The sequence below is a fragment of the Paenibacillus sp. J2R1T-4 genome (assembly GCF_059692235.1).
Genome location: NZ_JCAUBA010000001.1, coordinates 319,314 through 340,187, shown reverse-complemented (window position 1 = coordinate 340,187; position 20,874 = coordinate 319,314). Strand labels below are relative to the sequence as shown.

Sequence of the window (20,874 nt, the reverse complement as noted above, 5' to 3'; positions counted from 1 at the left end):
GAGTATTCCTACATTGACTTTCATTTGAAAATGATCCATGAGCCGTCCTGTTTCCGGACGGTTTTCGTGGTTTCATTTCGTTAGAATTTAAGTGCGTCCATTCCCTAAGCCTCTGCTATAATAGAGGGATCTAAGAAGATGGGGTGGCATACTTGATTAAACTAGCAGCATTCGATGTAGATGGGACACTTCGAGATCGGGATTATTTACCGGAATCTACGAAAGCAGCCTTGCAGAAATTAAGAGAACATGGTGTAGTCATAGCATTATGTACAGGCCGCAGCGAGCATGAGATGGCGTTGCTGCGAGAGGAACTCGGGATCGATTGGGCGATTACATGTAATGGAAGCCATGTGGGTATGAATGGTAAAACGATGTTCGGAAATGCGTTCGAACGCAGTGTTGTTCAAAAGTGGATACAAGACGCCGAACAATCCAACCACACGGTACTGTTGTATGGTTCTGAGCGAATGTATATTAATCGCGAGGACGCGCCTTACTTCGCGCAAGCTCAAAAGGAAATCGGGTTTATGCAGCCCGATCTGTTTCTCGCTAGTTTGGGTCAAGCAGAGACATTACCAGACATCTATCAGTTCATCGTTTTTTGCAATGATCAAGAGGAACAAGCTTATTTTGCGGGAGATGCGAATCCTTATTATACGCATAGGTGGCGTCCATGGGCTTTCGACATTAACCCGCAAGGAATGAATAAAGCGATCGGACTGCACCGATTAATTCAACATTTAGGCTTCCAACCAGAGGAAGTAGCTGCTTTTGGAGACGGGTTGAACGATCTTGAGATGATTGAGTCGGTTGGGATGGGGATTGCCATGGGGAATGCGATCCAAGAGTTGAAAGATAAAGCCCGATACGTGACGAAAACCTTGGATGAAGACGGGATTGCCTATGCTGTAGAGCATTACGTATTGGCCGGCCAGAAAAGAGGGAGTGAAGGATGAGTTTATCAGAGAAATGGTCCTCGGCACTAGCAGATTGTACTTGCGGAAACCACCATCCCATAACCGTTGATCCAATAGTGGTCGAACGTGGTGCACTGACTCGTGTTGCGGATTATTTGCTGGAACAACACTGCAACCAAGTAGCGATAGTAGTGGATGAGAACACCCATCAAGCAGCAGGGAAGAAGCTTCTTGCTAACTTGCATGAGGCAGGCATCGCAACTACGTTAATCGTGCTCAAGCCGGATTCCAGAGGGGATGTGGTAGCAGATGAAGCAGCGCTTGTCCAGATTCTGTTGGAGATCCCGCATCAATCCACAAATGCGATTCTAGCCGTAGGTTCAGGTACGATTCATGATCTTGTTCGTTTTGCTGCGTTTAAGATAGGGATGCCGTTTGTATCCATTCCGACCGCTCCCTCTGTAGATGGATTTACTTCCGTCGGGGCCCCGCTCATAATCAAGGGGATCAAAACTACAATTCCAGCGATCGCCCCATCTGCTATATTTGCCGATTTGAACGTGTTGCTCGAAGCTCCCCAGAGGTTAGTTTCTGCCGGTTTTGGCGATATGCTGGGTAAATTCACATCATTATTCGATTGGAGATTCTCTCACATTGCAGCGGGTGAGCCCTATTGTCCCGTATCGGCGCAAATGACAGAGGAAGCTCTGATGGACTGTATCCGTAGTGCTGATGATATTGCTGTTCGCAATGAGCAAGGTATTCGCACTCTTATGAACGCTCTTATCCAATCCGGACTTGCCATGCTGCTCTTCGGTCAATCCCATCCAGCCTCCGGCTCCGAGCATCACTTATCTCATTATTGGGAGATGGAGTACCTGAAGCTAGGGCGTAAACAACTGCTGCACGGTGCAAAAGTCGGAGTAGCATGCGCTGAAATTTCTAAGTTATATCATCACTTGGCGGAGTCTGGACATTTTCTTGAAGCACAATCAGCCGAAGGCGGTAACCCCGCTGCTTATGCGAATATCAAGGCCAGTTGGGATCACCTTGCACAATTAATCCAACAAATACCAGATCCCGATGCAATCAAACAATGGTTAGTGCAAACAGGAGGACCGAGCATGCCAGAGGAAATTGGCATTGATCCCGAGCTTCTGGCCAGAAGCTTACAGGAGGCTCATAGAGTCCGTAATCGATACACCTTGTTGAAAGCCTATAACGAATCGACTGCGATCCGTACTAGAGATACTACCGCTTCATCGACCGTATATTCGTATGGAATTATTCCGATTCTTCGGATCTTCGATGAGGTGAAGGCCAAAGATTTCTATCTTAAGTTTCTGGAGTTTCAATTAGACTGGGAGCATCGTTTTGAAGAAGGAATGCCTCTCTATATGCAAATCTCAGATGGTGAGGGTATAATGATTCATCTGTCGGAGCATCATGGAGACTGTTCTCCTGGGGCGGCAATCCGAATCGGAGTGAAAGATGTTCGACAGTTGAACGCCCGCCTACTCAATAAAGCGTACAAGTATGCTCGACCAGGCGTACAGGAAACTCCATGGAATTCTTTGGAGATGTGCATTCAGGATCCGTTCGGCAATCGTGTCATTTTTTATCAACCCAAAGGGTGAAACGAATGGAAAGGAAATGCGAATGAAACAGGCGGAGGCTGCAATACAATCACCAACACGATTACGCAGACTATGGATTGCGGCTGTTCTGGGATCCCTCTGTGCTTTTGGACCGTTATCCATCGATATGTATTTACCGGCGCTTCCTAATCTGGCTGTGGATCTCCAGACGACTACTTCACTTGCTCAGCTTAGCTTAACAGCTTGTCTGCTTGGGCTTGCGCTCGGTCAAATTGTTGTCGGACCTATAAGTGATGCTCGGGGAAGGCGCAGACCACTGCTCCTTGCTCTAATCATATATGTGTTAGCTTCGATTCTGTGCGCCCTAGCCCCTACGATTACGATATTGGTCCTATCGAGGTTCATTCAAGGAGTAGGCGGAGCGGCGGGGATTGTAATTGCCAGAGCAGTTGTACGAGATCTGTATGCGGGCACCGAATTGACCAAGTTTTTCTCCCTGCTCATGCTGGTAAATGGCGCGGCACCCATTCTTGCTCCCATTGCTGGTGGTCAACTGATGAAAGTAGTACCTTGGGAAGGCGTATTTATTGTCCTGTGTGCAATCGGGCTCGTGATGTTCTTAGTGGTATGGTTCGGATTACCCGAGACTTTGCCCATTGATCGACGTTCTACTGGGAAGTTAAAGGATACCTTGATCACATATCGCACCCTTCTTACTACACGTTCGTTCATGGGTTATGCCTGGTCCCAGGGGTTGGTCATGGCTGCCATGTTTGGATATATTGCCGGCTCTCCATTTGTGCTTCAGGAGCTGTATGGAGTTTCACCGCAAGGCTTTTCTCTCGTATTCGCAATGAATGGGGTCGGGATCATCCTTGCCGCTCAGATCACAGGCCGATTGGTTGGACGTATCTCTGAGACCAGGCTGCTTCTTACAGGGCTTACGATGGCTGCAATCGCTGGTATCACCCTGCTTGGTGCCATTGTAAGCGGAGCAGGACTAGTATTCGTCGTGATTCCACTATTCTTCGTCGTGTCCAGTGTAGGAGTCGTATCCACCACAAGCTTCTCACTCGCGATGCAGAATCAGGCATTATCTGCTGGAAGCGCCGCTGGGCTGCTGGGTCTGCTTCCTTTTATATTCGGAGCGATTGTCGCCCCGCTTGTGGGCTTGGGAGGCAGCGGCACCGCTGTTCCGATGGGAATTGTCATTGCGGCGGCCGATGTAGGAGCCATTATGTGCTATTGGCTGTTAGTCGGACGGGTGAAAGCCTGACTTTATATATCTTCCTGTCAAGCTCCGCGTCCTCTGCGGAGTTTTTTTATTCTTCTTGCAACCTGATTCAACTGACATGCATCTAAAGAATGGAGGAGAGGGGGGAGCAGGCCTGAATGTAGTCCAGAGACTTAGAGAAAAAGACGAAGAAGCGCTTAAAACAATCATGGATCAATATGGAGATGCCTTACTCCGTACCTCCTATTTATTGTTGAAAGATCGGCATGCCGCCGAGGAAGCGGTACAAGATACGTTCATCACCGCTTTTAACAAAATCGAACAACTGCAAGACCCTTCCAAATTGAAAGGTTGGCTAACTCAAATTGCAATCAATCGTTGTCGAATGAAGCAGCGTACTTGGGATTGGAAACATTTGCTTCCATTTGCTCGAATTGAATATGAACTACATGAACAAAAGGATATGCTGCCGGAAGAACATTTATTGAAAGAGTGGCGTAATCATCGACTTAGTGAAGCCGTCCATGAGCTTAATTACATATACCGGGAAACGATCATTCTTTTTTATTATAACGAGATGAGTATCCAGGAAATTGCCAGGAGTATTCGGATCAATGAGAACACAGTGAAGGCCAGACTAGCCAGAGGGCGAATGCAGCTCAGAGGCATATTAGAAAAAGGAGGCTACAAGGATGAATCCAGATGAGTACTCGGTAAAACAACAGTTAGATCAGGAGCTTATGGATTTTCATTTTAACCGGACAGCGCAAGTACTGGCACGTACACATCCAACTACTCGTTGGGAGCGAATAAGCGCCCTATGGAATAAGGAAATTGAACTTCCTTTGGTCCCCCTTGGTCTGGCCTCCGTATTACTAATCACTTGGGCGGCTATTCACGCTGTTCAGACTCTGGATGACGACATTGCTCACCATGAGGACAGACAATTAATTGAGGCGGGGGGAAACATGTATTGGAAGGATGACCTGGAGAAGGTGGTTGCGCGATATGAAGATCCGAATAAAAGTTAAACATCTGATTCTGACTCTGCTTACGTTGGGTGTAATGATTCCTGTTCTGTCCCAATTCATTATTCCCAGGGCTGAACTCTACATCGCACGAAAACAGTGGGCACAAGGTCAAACCAAAGGTAAGTCTGGGATATTGAGCGCAATCCACGCTGCAGGATCGGAACGTCAGAAATGGGAGCTTATAAAAGAGTTCATCATAGAACCAGGCGCAGATGGGATAACCAACAACTATGACGTGTATATCGGGAGACTTACTCAAATCCATCATTCTGAATCAAAGGAGCCTTTCGATTGGGAGGACAAGGCGCCTTTGTTGCAGGAGTATATTAGCGGAGCGCCAGTGGATGGCTACTTACCTCGCGCTGCTAAGCAATTAGCCAATTACCACCTGCAATCAGGTAACTATACTCACGCACAACAAGTGCTCGAGCAGACTGAACAGCGATTGAACGATGATCGCAACCGGAATCAACGGAATGAGCTCACTCTTGAACGCGCTAAGCTGTATGCCGAAGAGGAGCAGTATGAACAAGCCAGCCAAGTTATTCAGGAACTTCTGAGGAAATTAAATCCGAATGAAGTTTATATACAAGATCAATTAACGAGACTTTCGGCCCGAATAACCAATAAAATGGAAAACTCAGATTCAGATCGATTGAGCTCGACCGTAACGGGTATTGTGAAACGAAGTGACGGTACGCCTCTCGCCAATGTAGGTGTTTTCCTCAGGGATTCAAGTATAGTCAATCAGAGTATATCGGAGAGAGATCCTTACCAGACAACTACAGATAAAGAGGGCAAGTACAAGTTCAAGGATGTTGCTCCAGGCAGCTATCAGCTTAGCGTTGGGGTCAGGTTCGAACAGATTAGCGGTTGGACATGGCCGGTTGTATACGATGATTGGATAGATTTATCGGGACCTTTGAAGGTGAACAAAGATGTAATTTTCCGCCCTTTATTAGAGCTAGTCTCACCAGTGAATCATGCTTCCATTGTTAGTTCGGTCATAGATTTCCGATGGAAGCCTGTCGCTGATGCTGCGTACTACACTGTGAATGCAGGTATTCAGTATAGGAATGGGTCATCTAGTATACCTGTCCGCAATCATGTAACGGGCAACCGACTGCAGATTTCAGTAGAACAATTGTATGATGTAAAGCCAGGCTTAATGTTTGAAACGAGTGGAGATTGGTCTTCCGTTAATCCTTCTTCCATCCTGGGATTCACGAATCCGGACGGTGAGTTTTTCTGGAGTGTTGATGCCTATGATGCAGAGGGTAAGTTGTTGACGAGAAGCAGCGGGTATCGTTTAAGTGATAGATCATTAGGAAATTTACCTTTTTTCAAAATGTCCCCACATAAGCTAACCGCGGGCGATCAACTTGTTCGATCAGGCCATATACCGGAGGCATTAGAGGAGTATACTCGGGTGCATGATAGTAATCCTGATGATCTGCATGCATTACGTATGATTATTCGCCTGTTGCAATCCAAAGAAAGCATAACGGGCAAGAAAGAGAAGCCGAGTGAAGTAGTTCCTTATCTGGAGAAAATGGTGAAGCTTCAGCCTGCTGCGGAGTCCTATTTATACGATTTGGCTCATTATGCGTATGAACAGAAGGAGTGGGACACGTTTAATAAATGGTTCGAACAATATGTACGGGTATTGGGTGAGCCAATGTCTGACTATGTGCAATCCATATATGCAACAGCATTATTGAAGCAAGGGAAGGTTGCAGAGGCAGAACAACAATTCCAACAAGCCCTAGCCCAAGACAAAAGTCATCGGTTTGTCGGGAATTACCTGGCTTCTATGTTACTTAATCAACACTCGTTCGATGATGTTCTGACCGCGGCGGAGAGGTATCCAGAACGCGCTTACGGATTACGGGCAACCGCTTGGGCGCATTCCATCAAACAAATGATAAGTGAATCCAAGGGGTCAACTGCCTATTCGGAAGAGCTGCGGACCAGAATCCAAATGTATATTACGGGTAAGGAGGATCTGTTAACCCAGTGGATCCCTGCGCCGGATCACTATTACATGAAGGAATTCATTAGAGCCTTATTTAAAATAAAATAAAGGTATGACTATGATGGAACTACCCAGGCTTGATTGGAAAAAACATTGCAGAGTGATCGGTACAAGGGGTACAATAATCGGGATAACGTTACACCATCCTACTTATGAGGTGATCAAGTGAAACGCTCGACAATCGCGGCTCAGCTATACACACTAAGAGACTATGCTAAGACTGCTGAAGATTTGGCTGTAACTTTAAGAAAAGTAAAAGCTATTGGCTATGAAGCGATTCAAGTATCGGGAATAGGTCCGATCGACCCTGAGGTTGTCAAACAGTTGGCAGACGAGAATGGACTTAAGATCTGTGCAACACATGTCAGCTTTGATCGGTTGAAGAATGATTTCGATAAGTTGGTGGCGGAGCACAAGCTGTGGAACTGCTCATACATTGGACTTGGAGGTATACCTGTTGAATTCCGAGGTTCACAAGAAGGGTACTCAACATTTGCCAAGGAAGCTTCAGTAATCAGTAACAAGCTCAAAGAAGCGGGTCTTCAATTCATTTATCATAATCATAAATTCGAGTTTGAGAAATATAACGGCAAACCAGCGCTGCAAATTCTGATGGAAGAATCCGATGCTTCTTCATTCGGCTTCGAAATCGACACGTATTGGGTTCACGCTGGTGGAGCTAGTGCGAGTGACTGGATTCGTAAGGTTGCCGGCCGAATGGGCGTTGTGCATCTGAAGGATATGGCAATCGTGGACGACAAGCAAGTGTATGCAGAGATTGGGGAAGGTAATATGCCTTGGCCAGAGATCATTCAAGCTTGCCGTGATATCGGAGTAGAATGGTATGTCGTGGAGCAAGATGTATGCTTGCGCGATCCATTCGAGAGCTTGGCGATCAGCTTTAACAACCTGCTGCAGTATACTACGGAATAATTGAGTTATGTTATAAAAGGGGGCCTCGGGTGAGGCTCTTTTTCAATCGGTAATATAGAGCAAGCTAACAACTAACCTCATCGAATGGAGAGTGACTTGAAGATGCAAGCAGAACTGCTTAAGAAGCTTCGATACAAAGATGGAAAAGGATTGGTACTAAACGCGCCGAGCAGCTTCACGCATGATTTCTACAAAGAGTATAACCCGGAGGATAAGTTTGATTTCGTCCTGCTGTTCGTTAACCATTCGCAAGAAGTAAGGGATTTGGTCTCGGCAACAGTACCTGCTCTAAATGAAAATGCACTGTTCTGGCTGGCTTATCCGAAGCAATCTGGTAAAATCAAAACCGATATTAACCGTGACATTATATGGAAAATAGTAGAAGAGAATAGCGACTATCGACTTGTAAGCAATGTAGCGATTGACGACACATGGTCAGCGCTCCGATTACGCCACAAAGATAAAACAACCAAGAAATGACTTCGATGTTAGAGCTCCTCGCCCGTTTCAACCCGTTCTTCTAGGGTAAATAATAGGTATGATTGTTAGAGGAGGGGAATGTCCGTATGCAGAAAAGCTTGGAATTCGCACGTTGTTTATTTTTCCGATTTCGGGATGATGATGTCCCTGCTCTTGGAGCACAGCTAACCTACTATTTGATATTGGCGTTTTTTCCTTTTCTGATCTTCCTTGTGAGCATGATTGGATTTCTTCAGCTTGAAGGGGAAGATGTAATAAGAGAATGGATCTCTGTCTTACCTGCAGATACCGGCTCTATTCTGACTAGGAGCTTGAACGAGGTTACGGATGAAAGTAGCCAGACGCTAGTTTCAGTCGGGATGATTGCTACCATCTGGGCTGCTTCCAACGGGATTAATGCGGTTATTAAAGGCTTGAACAAAGCGTACGACGAAGAAGAGAATCGCCCTTATTGGAAAATTAGAGGGGTATCCATACTGGCTACGCTTATTCTAGCCGTAGTCATCCTGCTGTCCTTGTTCATGTTGATCTTTGGCAAGGTGATTGGGGAGTATTTGTTCGAATGGATGAGTTACCCGGCAGGGTTTGAGATTATATGGGGACTTTTGAAATTCGCTATTCCGTTATTGGCCATGATGGCTGTGTTCACGCTTCTGTACTGGGTCACTCCCAACCGGCGCTTAACGATCAAAGAAGTAATACCCGGAGCAATTTTTACTTCAGTAGGATGGGTTGTCACGTCCTTGCTCTTCTCGTTCTATGTGAATCAATTCGGGAATTATACCAAAACTTATGGCAGTCTGGGCGGTGTAATCGTCCTGCTCATTTGGTTGTACTTAAGCTCGATCATCATCCTGCTAGGCGGAGAAATCAACGCAACACTTGCCTTCAGTAAGGATGGCAAATCCAAAAAGGATTGCAAGAAATTCGGGCTGCATATTCCTTTCTTCGGCCCAAAGAAACCAACAGCATAACAGGATTATCTGTCAAAGCAAAACCTGGCGTCGATCACAGAAGATCGAACGCCAGGTTTTTTTGTTAGGGTTTCATAGCATCTATCAGCAGAGAAGCATATTGCTCTGCACCTTCGGAGGTCAGGTGAACGCCATCTTCATAAAAGTAAGAATCCTTATTGCGGCTTGCGGTGTGCCAGTCAATAATTGTGACGTTCTTATACTTGGCTCCAACCTCGGATAAAGCGGTGTTTACCTCATCTTCCCACGGACGAGGGACGCGTGTGTTGATCAATAGGATGTGCTCGATTTTCTCTAGGGAACGAAGGAGAGAATCCAACTTATTCTTAGGAAACGAGCCATTCGTTCCTAATTGTATAATTAGCCTGTTTCCTAATTTGCCATCTTCTTTTAGTTGGTTGACTATATCTGAGGCCTGTGACATTTGTCTGCCTATCTTGCAATCGATCACAATGCCAGGAAGTTGTTGTTCCAGGAAAGGTGCAGCACCCAGCATTACCGAATCACCGATCACTGTAATTCCTGTTCCATCACCAGAACCTGCATCCTCAGCAGGGGGAGGCGTACTAGTCAAGATATCTGGACTCGGAAGAGGTTCCTGCTCGGTCGTATGTTCGGACGGAGGATCAGCTGGTTGGATAGGTAGTGTATCTGTTGGCAGACCTTCGGCATCCCCTTTCCCGATCCCATCATCCTGATCGGAAGGAGTAATGGTATGGCTTGGTGGCGCTGTGCTTCCAACACTAGCCGTCGAGGATGGGAATAAATAGGTTGCGCAGCTGCTTGTAATAACCAGCACCAGCATGACGAGTGCAGAATTCATCCATAATTTTCTCGGAAGGAATTGACTTCTCCGCTCACCGATCATCCATCCCCTCCATAATTGAGTCCATACTCCCAATCGAATCGGTTCTTCTATAAAGCGATATGAGAAAGCAGCAAGACCAATGGTTAATGCAACTTGAAAGATTACTCTTGTTACATCAATTCCGTCCGAATGCACAGTAGGACTTGTCAAGACAATAACGGGAAAATGCCATAAGTAAATTCCGTAAGATCGAACACCGAGGTAACGGAAAGGCTTGCAGCCTAGAATGCGCCCTAGCAGGCTAGCAGGATGGGCAAGTACGGCAATCAGGACTGCAGCAGCAATCGATAGCAGAACCATTCCGCCCTGATACAGAAAAGGATCATATTCATTCGTTTTCCAAATCATATACCCTATTACTGATAAAGCTATGACTCCTGCTAGGTCCAAGGAAAAACGTGCTCTTGCAGATACTTGTTGGACGAGTTTTTGACTAGGCCAGACAAAGGCGAGAACCGCGCCGATGAGCAAGGAGAACGCTCTAGTATCGGTACCGTAATAGACTCGGCTAGGGTCAGTTCCAGGTTCGTACAGGATAGCCATTGCTAGAGCTGATGCGGTGACAGCAGCCAAGGTGAACCCGATTAGCTTGCCTCTCTGCGGAATATAACGCAGCCCAATTGCCAGAAGTAACGGCCATATTAAGTAGAATTGCTCTTCTACTGCTAAGGACCACAGGTTGCTGAGTGGAGATGGCGGTCCAAAGCTATCGAAGTAAGACACTTCACGGTACACATACCACCAATTCATAACATACAGGAGCGATGCTCGGATATCTCCGTGCAGTTTGTTCAGACCTGCAGATTGGAATATCGTCATCCATATGTATACACAGGTGATCATGAAGAGCATGGCAGGGAGCAATCGTCTGGCGCGTCTAATCCAGAAATCCTTCAAATCCAGTCGACCGCTGCGTCTCCATTGATCGGCAAGAATATCAGTGATGAGATATCCGGATAAGACGAAAAACACACCAACACCGAGTAGTCCTCCAGGCGCCCAACCCAGGTTAAGATGATAGGCGATTACTGCTAGAACAGCAAGGGTTCTTAATCCATCCATGCCGCCCATATAACGTCTTGTTCTTTTTGGAATGGATCCTGGTCCAAATTCTTGTTTAATTGTGCTTGCTTGCTGTTTGTCGCTCAACAATTTCATAATCGCTTACCCTTTCATTTCGTGTCTTCATGGTTCATTATAAACGTTAAAATTCTACAATTAGTTACAAAATGATTAAGAAAAATACAATAACCATATGTTGACAAGAAGATTAATTGGTTATATAGTTAATTACATGAGTAACTAACCGATTGACCTATGGTAAAAAGGTGGTGGTAAGATGGGATTTCTAATGGATGACAGTAGACCGATCTTCATGCAAATAGCGGAACGAATAGAGAACGACATTATTGAGGGACGGCTGCCAGAGGAATCACAAGTTCCTTCAACGAATCAATTCGCTGCCTTTTATCAGATAAATCCTGCAACAGCTGCCAAGGGTGTGAATCTGCTGGTGGATCAAGGCATTATTTACAAGAAGCGAGGGATCGGGATGTTCGTTGCTGCTGGAACGCGAGTTAAGTTGATGGAGAAGAGACGAGAGCAATTTTATGAAGAGTATGTGGTGACCATGGTTCGCGAAGCCCAGAAGCTCGGGATAACCGTAGATCAATTAACCGAGTTGATAAAGAGAGGAGATCAATCTTAATGAGCATAATTGTAGAAGTAAATCGATTGACGAAATCGTACGGGGATATGACAGCGGTCCATGATGTAAGCTTCAATCTTGAAGAGAACAAGATCTATGGATTGTTGGGCAGGAACGGTGCGGGCAAGACGACGATTATGCATATCCTTACTGCTCAGTTGTTCGCAACTAGCGGGGAGATGAAAGTATTCGGTGAAGCTCCCTATGAGAATCAAAAGGTGTTAAGTCAAATGTGCTTTATCAAGGAAAGCCAAAAGTACCCGTCCAATTTCCGTATTGTAGATGTGATGGAGGTAGCGGCGAGCATTTACCCGAATTGGGATAAGCAATTTGCTTACTCCTTAATCGAGGAGTTCCGTCTTCCAATTAAGAAGCGAATCAAGAAATTATCCAGAGGTATGCTCTCCTCGGTGGGGATCGTCGTAGGGCTAGCGAGCCGCGCTCCTCTTACTATATTCGACGAGCCTTATCTGGGTCTGGATGCTGTTGCCCGAGCGTTGTTCTATGATCGATTAATTGAAGACTACGCAGAAAATCCCAGGACAATCATTCTGTCCACCCATCTTATCGATGAAGTTAGTCAACTCCTTGAGCATATCCTGATCATTGATAACGGCAAAGTGATTCTTAATGAAGATGCAGAAGTCTTAAGAGGAAAAGCGCATGCAGTGATGGGGATGAATTCCGCGGTAGAAGCATTCACCGCTGGAAAAGAAGTGATCAGCCGCGAGCTTCTGGGAGGAATGTCATCGGTAACGGTTAGGGGACAACTGGATGCTTCAGAACGGAAATATGCCGCAGAGCTAGGTGTTGAAATTGCTCCGGTGTCCTTACAGCAATTAATTGTTCATTTGACTAAAGGAAAGTCGATTCGTAAGGAGGGGACATCATTATGAATCCATTCACAGGCGTAATGCGCATGCATCTAAGAGATAAGTTGTCGTGGCTCATTCTTCCGTGGTTGATCCTTGGGAGCAGCTTTATCATCAATGTGATTGTGGGTCTTTTGGTGAATGAAGAAGCAGGGATTTACTCAGGAGGAGTTGCCTCTATATTCGTTTATTATTTTGTGGTCGGAATAATGATTGTACCAGAAACCTTTGTCTTTGCACTGGGGATTAGTATAAGAAGGAAAGATTTTTTCTTAGGAACTACGGTCACCATTGTTCTTATGAGTACCCTTATCGCAGGATGTCTGCTTATCTTGACCTTACTTGAGAAAGCTACCGGAGACTGGGGTTCTAACCTACACTTCTTCCATTTGCCTTATTTGTCGGATGGTAACTTTCTTCAAACCTTATGGAATTTCTTCATCCTGATGTTGTTCAATTTGTATAGCGGTTTATTTATATCCAGCATTCACCGGAAATTTGGTAAAACGGGTCTGTTGCTCTTTTTCTTTGGGATTTCGCTCCTATTAAGTTTAATCATCATCATGTGCATCTACTACGGATGGTGGAGAACGATATGGGATTGGATATCGGGTTATTCGGTCGTCCAATATGCAACATGGATGGGACTGGCAGCAATAGGGTTCGCAGTATTATCGTATCTGTTATTGCGTAGATCTACTGTGCAATAACTCACCTAACTAACCCCAAATAAGTTGTACGCACAAAAACACCTGACGCTTTTTTCTGCGTCAGGTGTTTTTGTGTCATTTATGAGTGAGAAGCCAATCTGCCAAAGCTCCGATTTCGTTATCGGACAGCTTGCCCTTGAAGGCTGGCATAGCGCCTCGCCCATTTGACACGATCGTGACAATCTGGTCTTTGTTCATCTTTGAGCCAACCTTCTGAAGATTCGGCCCCATAGCGCCTTGAAGCTGATCCCCATGGCAGCTGATGCAGCTCTTCTTGTAGATAGCCTCTCCACTGGCAGCCGCGGTTCCGCCAGGACTCGCTGTGGGAGTTGGACTTACAGCAGGACTAGGGCTAGGACTTGTTGTCCCTGGAGTTTTCGTTCCGTCTTTTCCGCCGCAGGCCGATAGGCCGATCACAAGCAGAATGGTGAGGCAAAGAAACATTTTTTTCATTAGAGCGCTCTCCTTTATCAAACATTAATCTTTGGTTGTGATCCCTTACATGGTGTTACTGTTCCCTCGATATAGGATTTCATGCATAAATAGTATTCGCAACGTACAAAATAACGTAAATACCAATATTTACGTAAATGCCCACATTTCATCAACGAAAACCAACTGGAGGAATATTCAATGGTCGATCAGAACAAACAACAGCCTGATCACGATTCTCGTCGCCGATTCTTGAAATATTCGGGTGCAGCTATAGGCGGTGCTGTAGTCGGAGGAGTCATTGGCGGAGCGTTAACGAGACAGAATGGGAAGAATGTTGCCGATAAAGCACCAGAGCCGTCTCAAACCGCTCCCGTACCTGATTTCAATCAAGCCACCATGTTCTTTACTCAATCGCAATTACGCATTACCGAAGCAGCTGTCGAGCGGATCTTTCCCAAAGACGATATCGGACCAGGGGCGGTCGAGCTAGGTGTTGCCTTCTTTATTGATCATCAGATGGCTAGTACTTGGGGTCGGAACGGCAGGGAATACCGGATGGGGCCTTTCAATAAAGCAGAGCCTACACAGGGAGATTATCAAAGTATAGAACGGCATGAAATGTTTACAATGGGCTTGCAAGCATTACAAACTGCGAGCATGAGCAAATACAGTAAAGCCTTTTTTGATATAGCGGATGAAGAAAAGGATGCGATTCTTACCTCGATGCAGAACGGTGAGATTATGGTGGTGAACGGGATTACTGGAAAGACGTTCTTTAATCTTCTGAGAATGTTAACAATTGAAGGCGTATATTCGGATCCTCTCTATGGGGGAAACAAGAACATGCTTGGTTGGAAGATGCGCAAATATCCAGGCAATCAAATGGCCTACACAGACATTATGGAAAAAAATGAATTTGTGGTTATGGATCCGAAAAGTCTGCGTGATCATTTTGGAACGCATTAATCCAGAAATACTTGAACTAAGAATGCAATAGAAAAGAGGAGCAAATATGGCAACGGTGTTACCAAAAGTGCCGGTCGTCATTGTCGGTATGGGGTTAATGGGCGGAATAATTGCAGCCGAATTAACCAAGCAAGGAATTAAAGTAGTTGGACTAGAGCGCGGGAAGCCGCGCAGTATGGAAGATTATTTCATGGTTCATGATGAATTGCGGTACTCGCAGCGTTACGAGTTAATGCAGGATCTGTCCAAGGAAACGATCACATTCCGCAATACGGAGAAAATGGCCGCCGTGCCAATGCGGCAGTATGGATCTTTTCTGATGGGGGAAGGTCTCGGCGGTGCATCTGTGCACTGGAATGGACAAACATACCGATTCCTGCCCTATGACTTCGAGATTTATAGTAAGACGGTTGCGCGGTATGGCGCGAAGAAAATACCGGAAGGAATGCCATTGCAGGATTGGGGAGTTACATACGATCAATTGGAACCGTATTTCGACAAATTCGAGAAACTGTTCGGCATTTCTGGCGATCAAGAGCAAAATCCGCTCGTAGGGCAGCGTTCCAGTCCGTTCCCGACGAAACCAATGATCAAAACTCCTGTTCTGAAGCTGTTTGAAGAAGCTAGTAAGAAATTAGGCTATCACCCCTATATGATGCCTTCTGCCAATTTGTCCGAGACCTATACGAACCCGGATGGAATCACTCGCGCCGCATGTCAATATTGCGGATTCTGTGATCGTTACGGCTGCGAATACGGAGCTAAGGCTGATTCAGTTGTGACCGTATTACCTGTTGCGATGAAGACCGGGAATCTGGACTTACGTACCTATTCCAATGTAACCTCGATCAAGAATGACGGGAAACGGGCTTCAGGAGTCGTCTATGTGAATACCGTTACGCAAGAAGAGTTTGAGCAACCCGCAGATGTTGTAATTGTGGCCAGTTACGTATTCAACAACGTCAGATTGCTGCTGACCTCCAAGTTAGGTAAGCCGTATGATCCATCAACCGGTAGCGGTATTATTGGTAAAAATTACTGTTATCAAACCAATGGTGGTGCGGCAACTGGTTTCTTTGATGACAAGGAATTTAATTTGTATGCCGGTGCTGGCTCGCTAGGTATGGAGATTCCGGACTTTAATGGAGATAACTTCGACCACACCGACCTTAACTTTCTTCATGGAGCTGGAATTCGTATCTCGCAGACAGGGCTTCGGCCGATTGCCAATAACTCTGTTCCTGCAGGAACTCCATCATGGGGTAAGGATTTCAAGCAGAAATCGATCAAGTATGCCAACAGTGTGTTAACGGTATCTCCTCAAGGCAGCAGCTTACCTTGGAAGCATCATTACTTGGATTTGGATCCTACCTTTAAGGACAATAACGGGATTCCGTTAATTCGAATTACGTTCGATTTCGAGGAACAAGATCGTCAAATGATTAAGTTTATCGCAGGTAAGGCAGCAGGGATCATGAAAGAAATGGGTCCAACAACAATGGGCTCAGCCGACCAGTTAGCGCCTTATAATATTGTCCCGTATCAATCTACTCACAATACGGGCGGGGTGATCATGGGGGCAGATCCTGCAACCTCAGCCGTTAATTCCTATTCACAAATGTGGGATGCAGAGAATGTATTCGTGCTAGGAGCTTCTGCCTTTCCGCATAATGGGGGCTATAACCCGACAGGCACTATCGGAGCACTTGCTTACAGAGCGGTTGAAGGGATCTCCAAGTATCTGAAGCAGGGTGGAATACTGGTTTAACCTAGGAAGGAGCAACCTGTATGGATCAAGAGGATTGGATCCTTCATTTGTCTGAGATTCGTAAACGATTGCTGCTCGTGACAGTTTGGTTCATCACTACGATGTGTGCAGGTTTGTACGTGTCACCAGCCATTCTGCGTTTCATGAAATCACAACCTTCAGCTGAGCACATTGAGTGGAACGTGTTCTCCTTTACAGACGGGTTGATGATCTATATGAAATGTGCATTGCTGTTCGCCTTGTTGTTTACACTGCCCCTTCTTCTTTATCAGCTGTGGGCGTTCGTTCGGCCGGGACTTACCGAACAGGAGGCGAAAGGAACGTTGCCTTACATCCCGGCCGCTTTTGGATTGTTCCTTGCAGGGCTTAGCTTCAGTTATCTCGTCGTGTTCCCTATGATGATCGGATTCATGAAGAAAATGAATCAATCCATCGGTGCTGTCGAAACCTACGGGATTGACCGTTACTTCTCCTTCTTGTTCGATATCGTGATGCCTATGGCTATCGCTTTCGAGCTGCCTGTAGTCATGCTGTTCCTGACTCGAATCGGGTTATTAAATCCACAACGTATAAAAGCGACCCGGAAGTACGCTTATGTTGGTCTTGCGATTACAGGGTCTTGTATTTCCCCGCCGGATATGATTTCCCATCTGTCCGTCACCATCCCATTGATTCTGTTATTCGAGATCAGTGTGTACATCTCTTCCAGACAGTGGGGAACCGTTCGACAAAGTGCTACGAACAATTAATGCCGTTAAATAAACTGAAAGGAGGAAAAAGAATGTTTAACAATATCGGCGTTTCAGGACTGGCGATTATTCTGGTCATAGCGTTAATTGTGTTTGGTCCCGCTAAGCTCCCGCAATTAGGGCGTGCTTTCGGTGATACGCTACGGGAATTTCGCAACTCTACCCGTAATATTGTGGAAGACATTGAAGTAACGGATCCAAAGGACGTAAAGAAATAAGCAGCAAATGAGCTTTAATCGTAATAGGATTCGCCTCGCAGCCACCTGACTCCTTTACCGGATCAGGTGGTTGCTGTATGATGTGATTGTCCGATTTCTTATCAGGATTCTTCAAATTGCGACATACCAGGAAGGTGGGAGCTTACATAATGAATTCCAGATACATTGCAGGGATCTCATTGGCCATAATGGCAATCGGTTTTATAGGAACATTATTTCTTCCCGAGAGCACCGCTATATTTCTAATTAAAGGCGGTTTTGAAGCTGGTCTGGTAGGCGGTATTGCCGATTGGTTCGCTGTAACTGCCCTGTTCAGGCATCCATTGGGCATTCCAATTCCTCACACCTCACTTTTGCTTAAGAACAGGAATAAGATTGTACAATCATTAATTTCTGCAATGGAGAACGAGTTGTTGAACAAACAGAGCATTGAGAGCAAGCTTCGCAAGCTCAATATTCTCCAGACTGCTACTTCGTTTCTTACAAGGCTACTTAGTAAGAGAAAGACCAGGACAAGCATCTTGGAGTTTTTGATGGATGCAGTTCGCCGTATTTCATTCGAGAGAATGATTCCCGTAATCCAAAAGCTGCTGGCCTCCTACATCCGAAATATAGACATGAAATCGTCAGCCGATAAGATCTTGTCGTACACGATCCAGGCAGGTTATGATGAGAAGGCGCTAGATTATGTGCTTGTAGAAGCCTCCAAATGGGCTGCAAAACCAGACACCCAAATCATGTTAGGCAAACTGGCCAATGAGAAGCTGGCGGAAGTGAAGATGGGCGGATTGATGGGGTTTGCTTTCCAGGCATTCGTTGGATTTATGGATGAAGAGAAGCTGGGAGCCTTATTGCACAATCTGATCAGTTCGAGTATTCGAGATCTTCAAGATAAGGACAATGCACATCGCGCCGATTTGCTGCGTGAGATTAGAGTCCAGCTATTCCAATGGGCGGATGATGAGGCTCGAATGGCTCGAGGACAGGAATGGTTAACCAATCTTGTAACAGGTGAGGAAAGCGGTTCCTTCCTGATGAAACAACTGGAAGAAGTAAGGGTACTTATTCTTAACAAGCTAGAAGCCGAACGGGTGCAAGGTGGGCGTGTAGTATTCACTGTTTACCGTTCAGTCGTAAGACACCTGAATGAAGATCCAGATAAGATTGAGGTCTGGGAGAACCACTTGTTGTCCTATATTCTTAAGGTAGTCGAATCCAATCACTTCAGGATCGGAAGATTGGTGAAAGAGAATTTGGATCAGATGGATGATGCCGCTCTCGTGAGTATGCTGGAAGAGAAAGTAGGCAAAGACCTTCAATGGATTCGAGTAAATGGAGCGCTATGCGGATTCGTCGTAGGGATTATCCTTTCCTTGGTCCAATTGTAATCTCGTATGCATTCAAGCTGTCTGTCCTAGTTACAATATTGTGAAGGGAGCACTCAAGATGGATGGGAATCGTGATCATTTGAAGCCAGAGGTACAAGCTTATTTGAATCGTATTGGGTATAGCGGTCCACTAGATGGGAGTGCTGCAGCATTAGCGGGGCTGCAAGATTGTCATCTTCACAGTGTGCCGTATGAGAATCTTGATATACTGAACGGGATTCCGCTTTCACTGGATATCCCGCGGCTGCTAGACAAAATTGTGGATCGCAAGCGGGGCGGTTATTGCTTCGAGCTTAATGCTCTCTTCGGATGGCTGCTTCGTGAGCTGGGGTATTCCGTAACCGACCTGTTAGCACGGTTCTGGCGGGATGAGATCAATACTCCACCGATGAGGCGTCATCAAGTGTTGCGAGTTGAGGTGGAGGGAGTGCCTTACTTATGCGATGTTGGAGTAGGAGGGATCGTACCCCGTCAGCCAGTCAAGCTGATTGAAGGACTGGAGCAGCAGCAGGGAGATGAGCTGTATCGTCTGGACTTCGACACCTACTTCGGATGGGTGTTATGCGAATGGAAGCATGATCAATGGAAACGCATTTACTCGTTTACGAATGAGCCGCAGCTGCCTAGAGACTATTTGATGATTTCATATTGGTGCGAGTATTCGCCGGATTCGATATTCACCGCCAACCCAATGGTTGCGATTCGCACAAGAGAGGGCCGCAATACGATAGCGGGCAAAGAGTTTCGGATTTTCACCTCAGCGGGAGTGAATAGCTTTACCCCAGAGACAAAGGAACAGTATAATGAGGCATTGCGCACTTATTTTGGTATAAATCTTGAATAAATCTTGGATAGAGCATAGAAGAAGTCCGCAGCGTTGTTAGCTTGCGGACTTCTTCTGTGCTGAAATATATTCCATTCAAATATTCAAGTAACTTCTAATCTTAGGGAAATGGACAACGGCTTCTGTAAAGGATCCTTCTTCGGAGCTAATTGATAGATCATGTCCGAGCTTATGGGCAAGCCGCTTGGCGAGATACAGTCCGATTCCAGTCGATTTGGAGTAGAGACGTCCGTTGGAGCCGGTGAATCCTTTTTCGAATACGCGATTGATATCTTCAGGCTTGATTCCGATTCCAGTATCATGAATAATGAGACGTTTCTCTTTGGAATCCTCCTCATAACGCACCGCTATTTGGCCGCCTTCACCTGTGTATTTGAGGGCATTGGCGAGTAACTGATCTACGATAAATGCGAGCCATTTGCTATCGCTATGCACATTCTTAAACATCTCATCATCCATGTTGAAGCGAATGCGTTTGTTGATAAACAGCTTCGCGTACTTCTTGACACTTGCTTTTATTATGGAGCTAAGGGATATATCTGCGATAAAATAGTCTTTGGAAAATGAATCAATCCTTGAATAATAAAGGGCTTGCTCAACGCCGTGATCAATTTTGTCGATCTCGTCCTCTAGCTTGTCCACCAGGAAATCAACCGTTTTATCCGTGCTGTTCTCCATGAGCAGACGGCTAGCGGCTATCGGGAGCTTTACCTCATGGATCCACGACAGGATATAATCCTGGTGATCGCGTTTCTCATCCTGCAGCTTGTTCAATTGTCGATGATGTAATTCATTCCACTGCTTAATTAGGCTCAAATACAGCTCCTGCTCGACGTTCTGCGGCTCCGGCAACGAAGCCGTGTGAAGGTCGGCGCCGCTCTCTATTAACGCCTTCAACTCTTTGTAGAAAGCTTTCTTGTAATAGAATCCAATGATTAAATATAAGGCAACGAAGAAAGCGCAGCTCACATTCGTGTATAGGATGTTGCCCGTTACATTGTCCTGGTTAGGGTTCACCAGCATGATGGCCGAAACGAATATCATTAAGATGAAGTAAAGGGCTAGGAAGAAACGTTTCACTTTGAGGTATTCCATGAATCTCATTGCGTTATTTAACCTGTCCTTTCATTAATCGGATCGCAA

Annotated in this window: 21 protein-coding genes and 1 pseudogene; 19 read left to right on the top strand and 3 right to left on the bottom strand. The window is 45.7% G+C overall.

The features are described 5' to 3' along the window. Positions 1–152: 152 nt before the first annotated feature. The 10 genes and pseudogenes from AC58QD_RS01700 (at position 153) to AC58QD_RS01655 (ending at position 9,205) form a co-directional block, all read left to right on the top strand. Positions 153–959 carry a Cof-type HAD-IIB family hydrolase gene (locus tag AC58QD_RS01700; protein WP_497329341.1) on the top strand — a complete coding sequence of 269 codons (807 nt, stop codon included), beginning with the start codon at positions 153–155 and terminating at the stop codon, positions 957–959. After that, positions 956–1,486: pseudogene (locus AC58QD_RS01695) on the top strand (iron-containing alcohol dehydrogenase); the annotation flags it as partial. The gene AC58QD_RS01700 and the pseudogene AC58QD_RS01695, both read left to right, overlap by 4 nt. A gap of 669 nt (positions 1,487–2,155) precedes the next feature. Further along, positions 2,156–2,557 carry a glyoxalase superfamily protein gene (locus AC58QD_RS01690; protein WP_497330046.1) on the top strand — a complete coding sequence of 134 codons (402 nt, stop codon included), beginning with the start codon at positions 2,156–2,158 and terminating at the stop codon, positions 2,555–2,557. A 16-nt stretch (positions 2,558–2,573) separates the two neighbouring features. Then, a complete protein-coding gene (locus AC58QD_RS01685) occupies positions 2,574–3,794 on the top strand; it encodes a multidrug effflux MFS transporter (protein ID WP_497329339.1) in 1,221 nt (406 codons plus the stop codon). A gap of 55 nt (positions 3,795–3,849) precedes the next feature. Beyond that, positions 3,850–4,458 carry a sigma-70 family RNA polymerase sigma factor gene (locus AC58QD_RS01680; RefSeq protein WP_497329337.1) on the top strand — a complete coding sequence of 203 codons (609 nt, stop codon included), beginning with the start codon at positions 3,850–3,852 and terminating at the stop codon, positions 4,456–4,458. Further along, positions 4,445–4,783 (top strand): hypothetical protein, encoded by a 339-nt coding sequence (locus AC58QD_RS01675; protein WP_497329335.1) that lies wholly within the window; start codon positions 4,445–4,447, stop codon positions 4,781–4,783. The genes AC58QD_RS01680 and AC58QD_RS01675 overlap by 14 nt, the downstream gene beginning before the upstream one ends. Further along, a complete protein-coding gene (locus AC58QD_RS01670; RefSeq protein WP_497329333.1) occupies positions 4,761–6,866 on the top strand; it encodes a carboxypeptidase regulatory-like domain-containing protein in 2,106 nt (701 codons plus the stop codon). The genes AC58QD_RS01675 and AC58QD_RS01670 overlap by 23 nt, the downstream gene beginning before the upstream one ends. Before the next feature lie 117 nt (positions 6,867–6,983). Next, a complete protein-coding gene (locus AC58QD_RS01665; RefSeq protein ID WP_497329331.1) occupies positions 6,984–7,751 on the top strand; it encodes a sugar phosphate isomerase/epimerase family protein in 768 nt (255 codons plus the stop codon). Between the two features lie 102 nt (positions 7,752–7,853). Further along, positions 7,854–8,231, top strand: a complete 378-nt coding sequence (locus AC58QD_RS01660; protein ID WP_497329329.1) for a hypothetical protein — start codon at positions 7,854–7,856, stop codon at positions 8,229–8,231. Between the two features lie 86 nt (positions 8,232–8,317). After that, a complete protein-coding gene (locus AC58QD_RS01655; protein WP_497329327.1) occupies positions 8,318–9,205 on the top strand; it encodes a YihY/virulence factor BrkB family protein in 888 nt (295 codons plus the stop codon). Positions 9,206–9,269: 64 nt separating this feature from the next. On the opposite strand, the gene AC58QD_RS01650 is transcribed toward AC58QD_RS01655, so the two are convergent. Next, complete coding sequence (locus AC58QD_RS01650) at positions 9,270–11,231, bottom strand: acyltransferase family protein (RefSeq protein ID WP_497329325.1); 1,962 nt, start codon at positions 11,229–11,231, stop codon at positions 9,270–9,272. A gap of 181 nt (positions 11,232–11,412) precedes the next feature. On the opposite strand from AC58QD_RS01650, the gene AC58QD_RS01645 reads away from it, so the two are divergent. Genes AC58QD_RS01645 through AC58QD_RS01635 form a run of 3 tightly spaced genes read left to right on the top strand, consistent with a single transcriptional unit; the run spans position 11,413 to position 13,363 of the window. Continuing rightward, on the top strand, positions 11,413–11,781 hold the full coding sequence (locus tag AC58QD_RS01645) for a GntR family transcriptional regulator (RefSeq protein WP_497329323.1): 369 nt from the start codon (positions 11,413–11,415) through the stop codon (positions 11,779–11,781). Further along, positions 11,781–12,677 carry an ABC transporter ATP-binding protein gene (locus tag AC58QD_RS01640; protein WP_497329321.1) on the top strand — a complete coding sequence of 299 codons (897 nt, stop codon included), beginning with the start codon at positions 11,781–11,783 and terminating at the stop codon, positions 12,675–12,677. Before AC58QD_RS01645 ends, AC58QD_RS01640 begins: the two co-directional genes overlap by 1 nt. Beyond that, positions 12,674–13,363 carry a hypothetical protein gene (locus tag AC58QD_RS01635; RefSeq protein WP_497329319.1) on the top strand — a complete coding sequence of 230 codons (690 nt, stop codon included), beginning with the start codon at positions 12,674–12,676 and terminating at the stop codon, positions 13,361–13,363. The genes AC58QD_RS01640 and AC58QD_RS01635 overlap by 4 nt, the downstream gene beginning before the upstream one ends. A gap of 75 nt (positions 13,364–13,438) precedes the next feature. Here AC58QD_RS01635 and AC58QD_RS01630 read toward each other — a convergent pair whose 3' ends face one another. Further along, entirely contained in the window at positions 13,439–13,816 is a 378-nt protein-coding gene (locus AC58QD_RS01630; protein WP_497329317.1) for a c-type cytochrome, read from the bottom strand. Positions 13,817–13,996: 180 nt separating this feature from the next. On the opposite strand from AC58QD_RS01630, the gene AC58QD_RS01625 reads away from it, so the two are divergent. The 6 genes from AC58QD_RS01625 (at position 13,997) to AC58QD_RS01600 (ending at position 19,731) form a co-directional block, all read left to right on the top strand. After that, a complete protein-coding gene (locus AC58QD_RS01625; protein WP_497329315.1) occupies positions 13,997–14,764 on the top strand; it encodes a gluconate 2-dehydrogenase subunit 3 family protein in 768 nt (255 codons plus the stop codon). Between the two features lie 46 nt (positions 14,765–14,810). Continuing rightward, positions 14,811–16,532, top strand: coding sequence for a GMC family oxidoreductase (locus tag AC58QD_RS01620; protein ID WP_497329313.1), 1,722 nt, complete (start codon positions 14,811–14,813; stop codon positions 16,530–16,532). A gap of 20 nt (positions 16,533–16,552) precedes the next feature. Beyond that, the gene (gene tatC, locus AC58QD_RS01615; protein ID WP_497329311.1) at positions 16,553–17,281 is read left to right on the top strand and encodes a twin-arginine translocase subunit TatC; all 729 of its coding nucleotides are present in this window, start codon (positions 16,553–16,555) and stop codon (positions 17,279–17,281) included. Between the two features lie 32 nt (positions 17,282–17,313). Further along, positions 17,314–17,499, top strand: a complete 186-nt coding sequence (locus AC58QD_RS01610; RefSeq protein WP_497329310.1) for a twin-arginine translocase TatA/TatE family subunit — start codon at positions 17,314–17,316, stop codon at positions 17,497–17,499. Between the two features lie 149 nt (positions 17,500–17,648). Then, a complete protein-coding gene (locus AC58QD_RS01605) occupies positions 17,649–18,887 on the top strand; it encodes a DUF445 domain-containing protein (protein WP_497329308.1) in 1,239 nt (412 codons plus the stop codon). A 58-nt stretch (positions 18,888–18,945) separates the two neighbouring features. Then, positions 18,946–19,731 (top strand): arylamine N-acetyltransferase family protein, encoded by a 786-nt coding sequence (locus AC58QD_RS01600; RefSeq protein ID WP_497329306.1) that lies wholly within the window; start codon positions 18,946–18,948, stop codon positions 19,729–19,731. Between the two features lie 75 nt (positions 19,732–19,806). Here the strand turns inward: AC58QD_RS01600 and AC58QD_RS01595 are convergent, their stop codons facing one another. Next, positions 19,807–20,835 carry a sensor histidine kinase gene (locus tag AC58QD_RS01595; protein ID WP_497329304.1) on the bottom strand — a complete coding sequence of 343 codons (1,029 nt, stop codon included), beginning with the start codon at positions 20,833–20,835 and terminating at the stop codon, positions 19,807–19,809. Between the last annotated feature and the right edge of the window lie 39 nt (positions 20,836–20,874).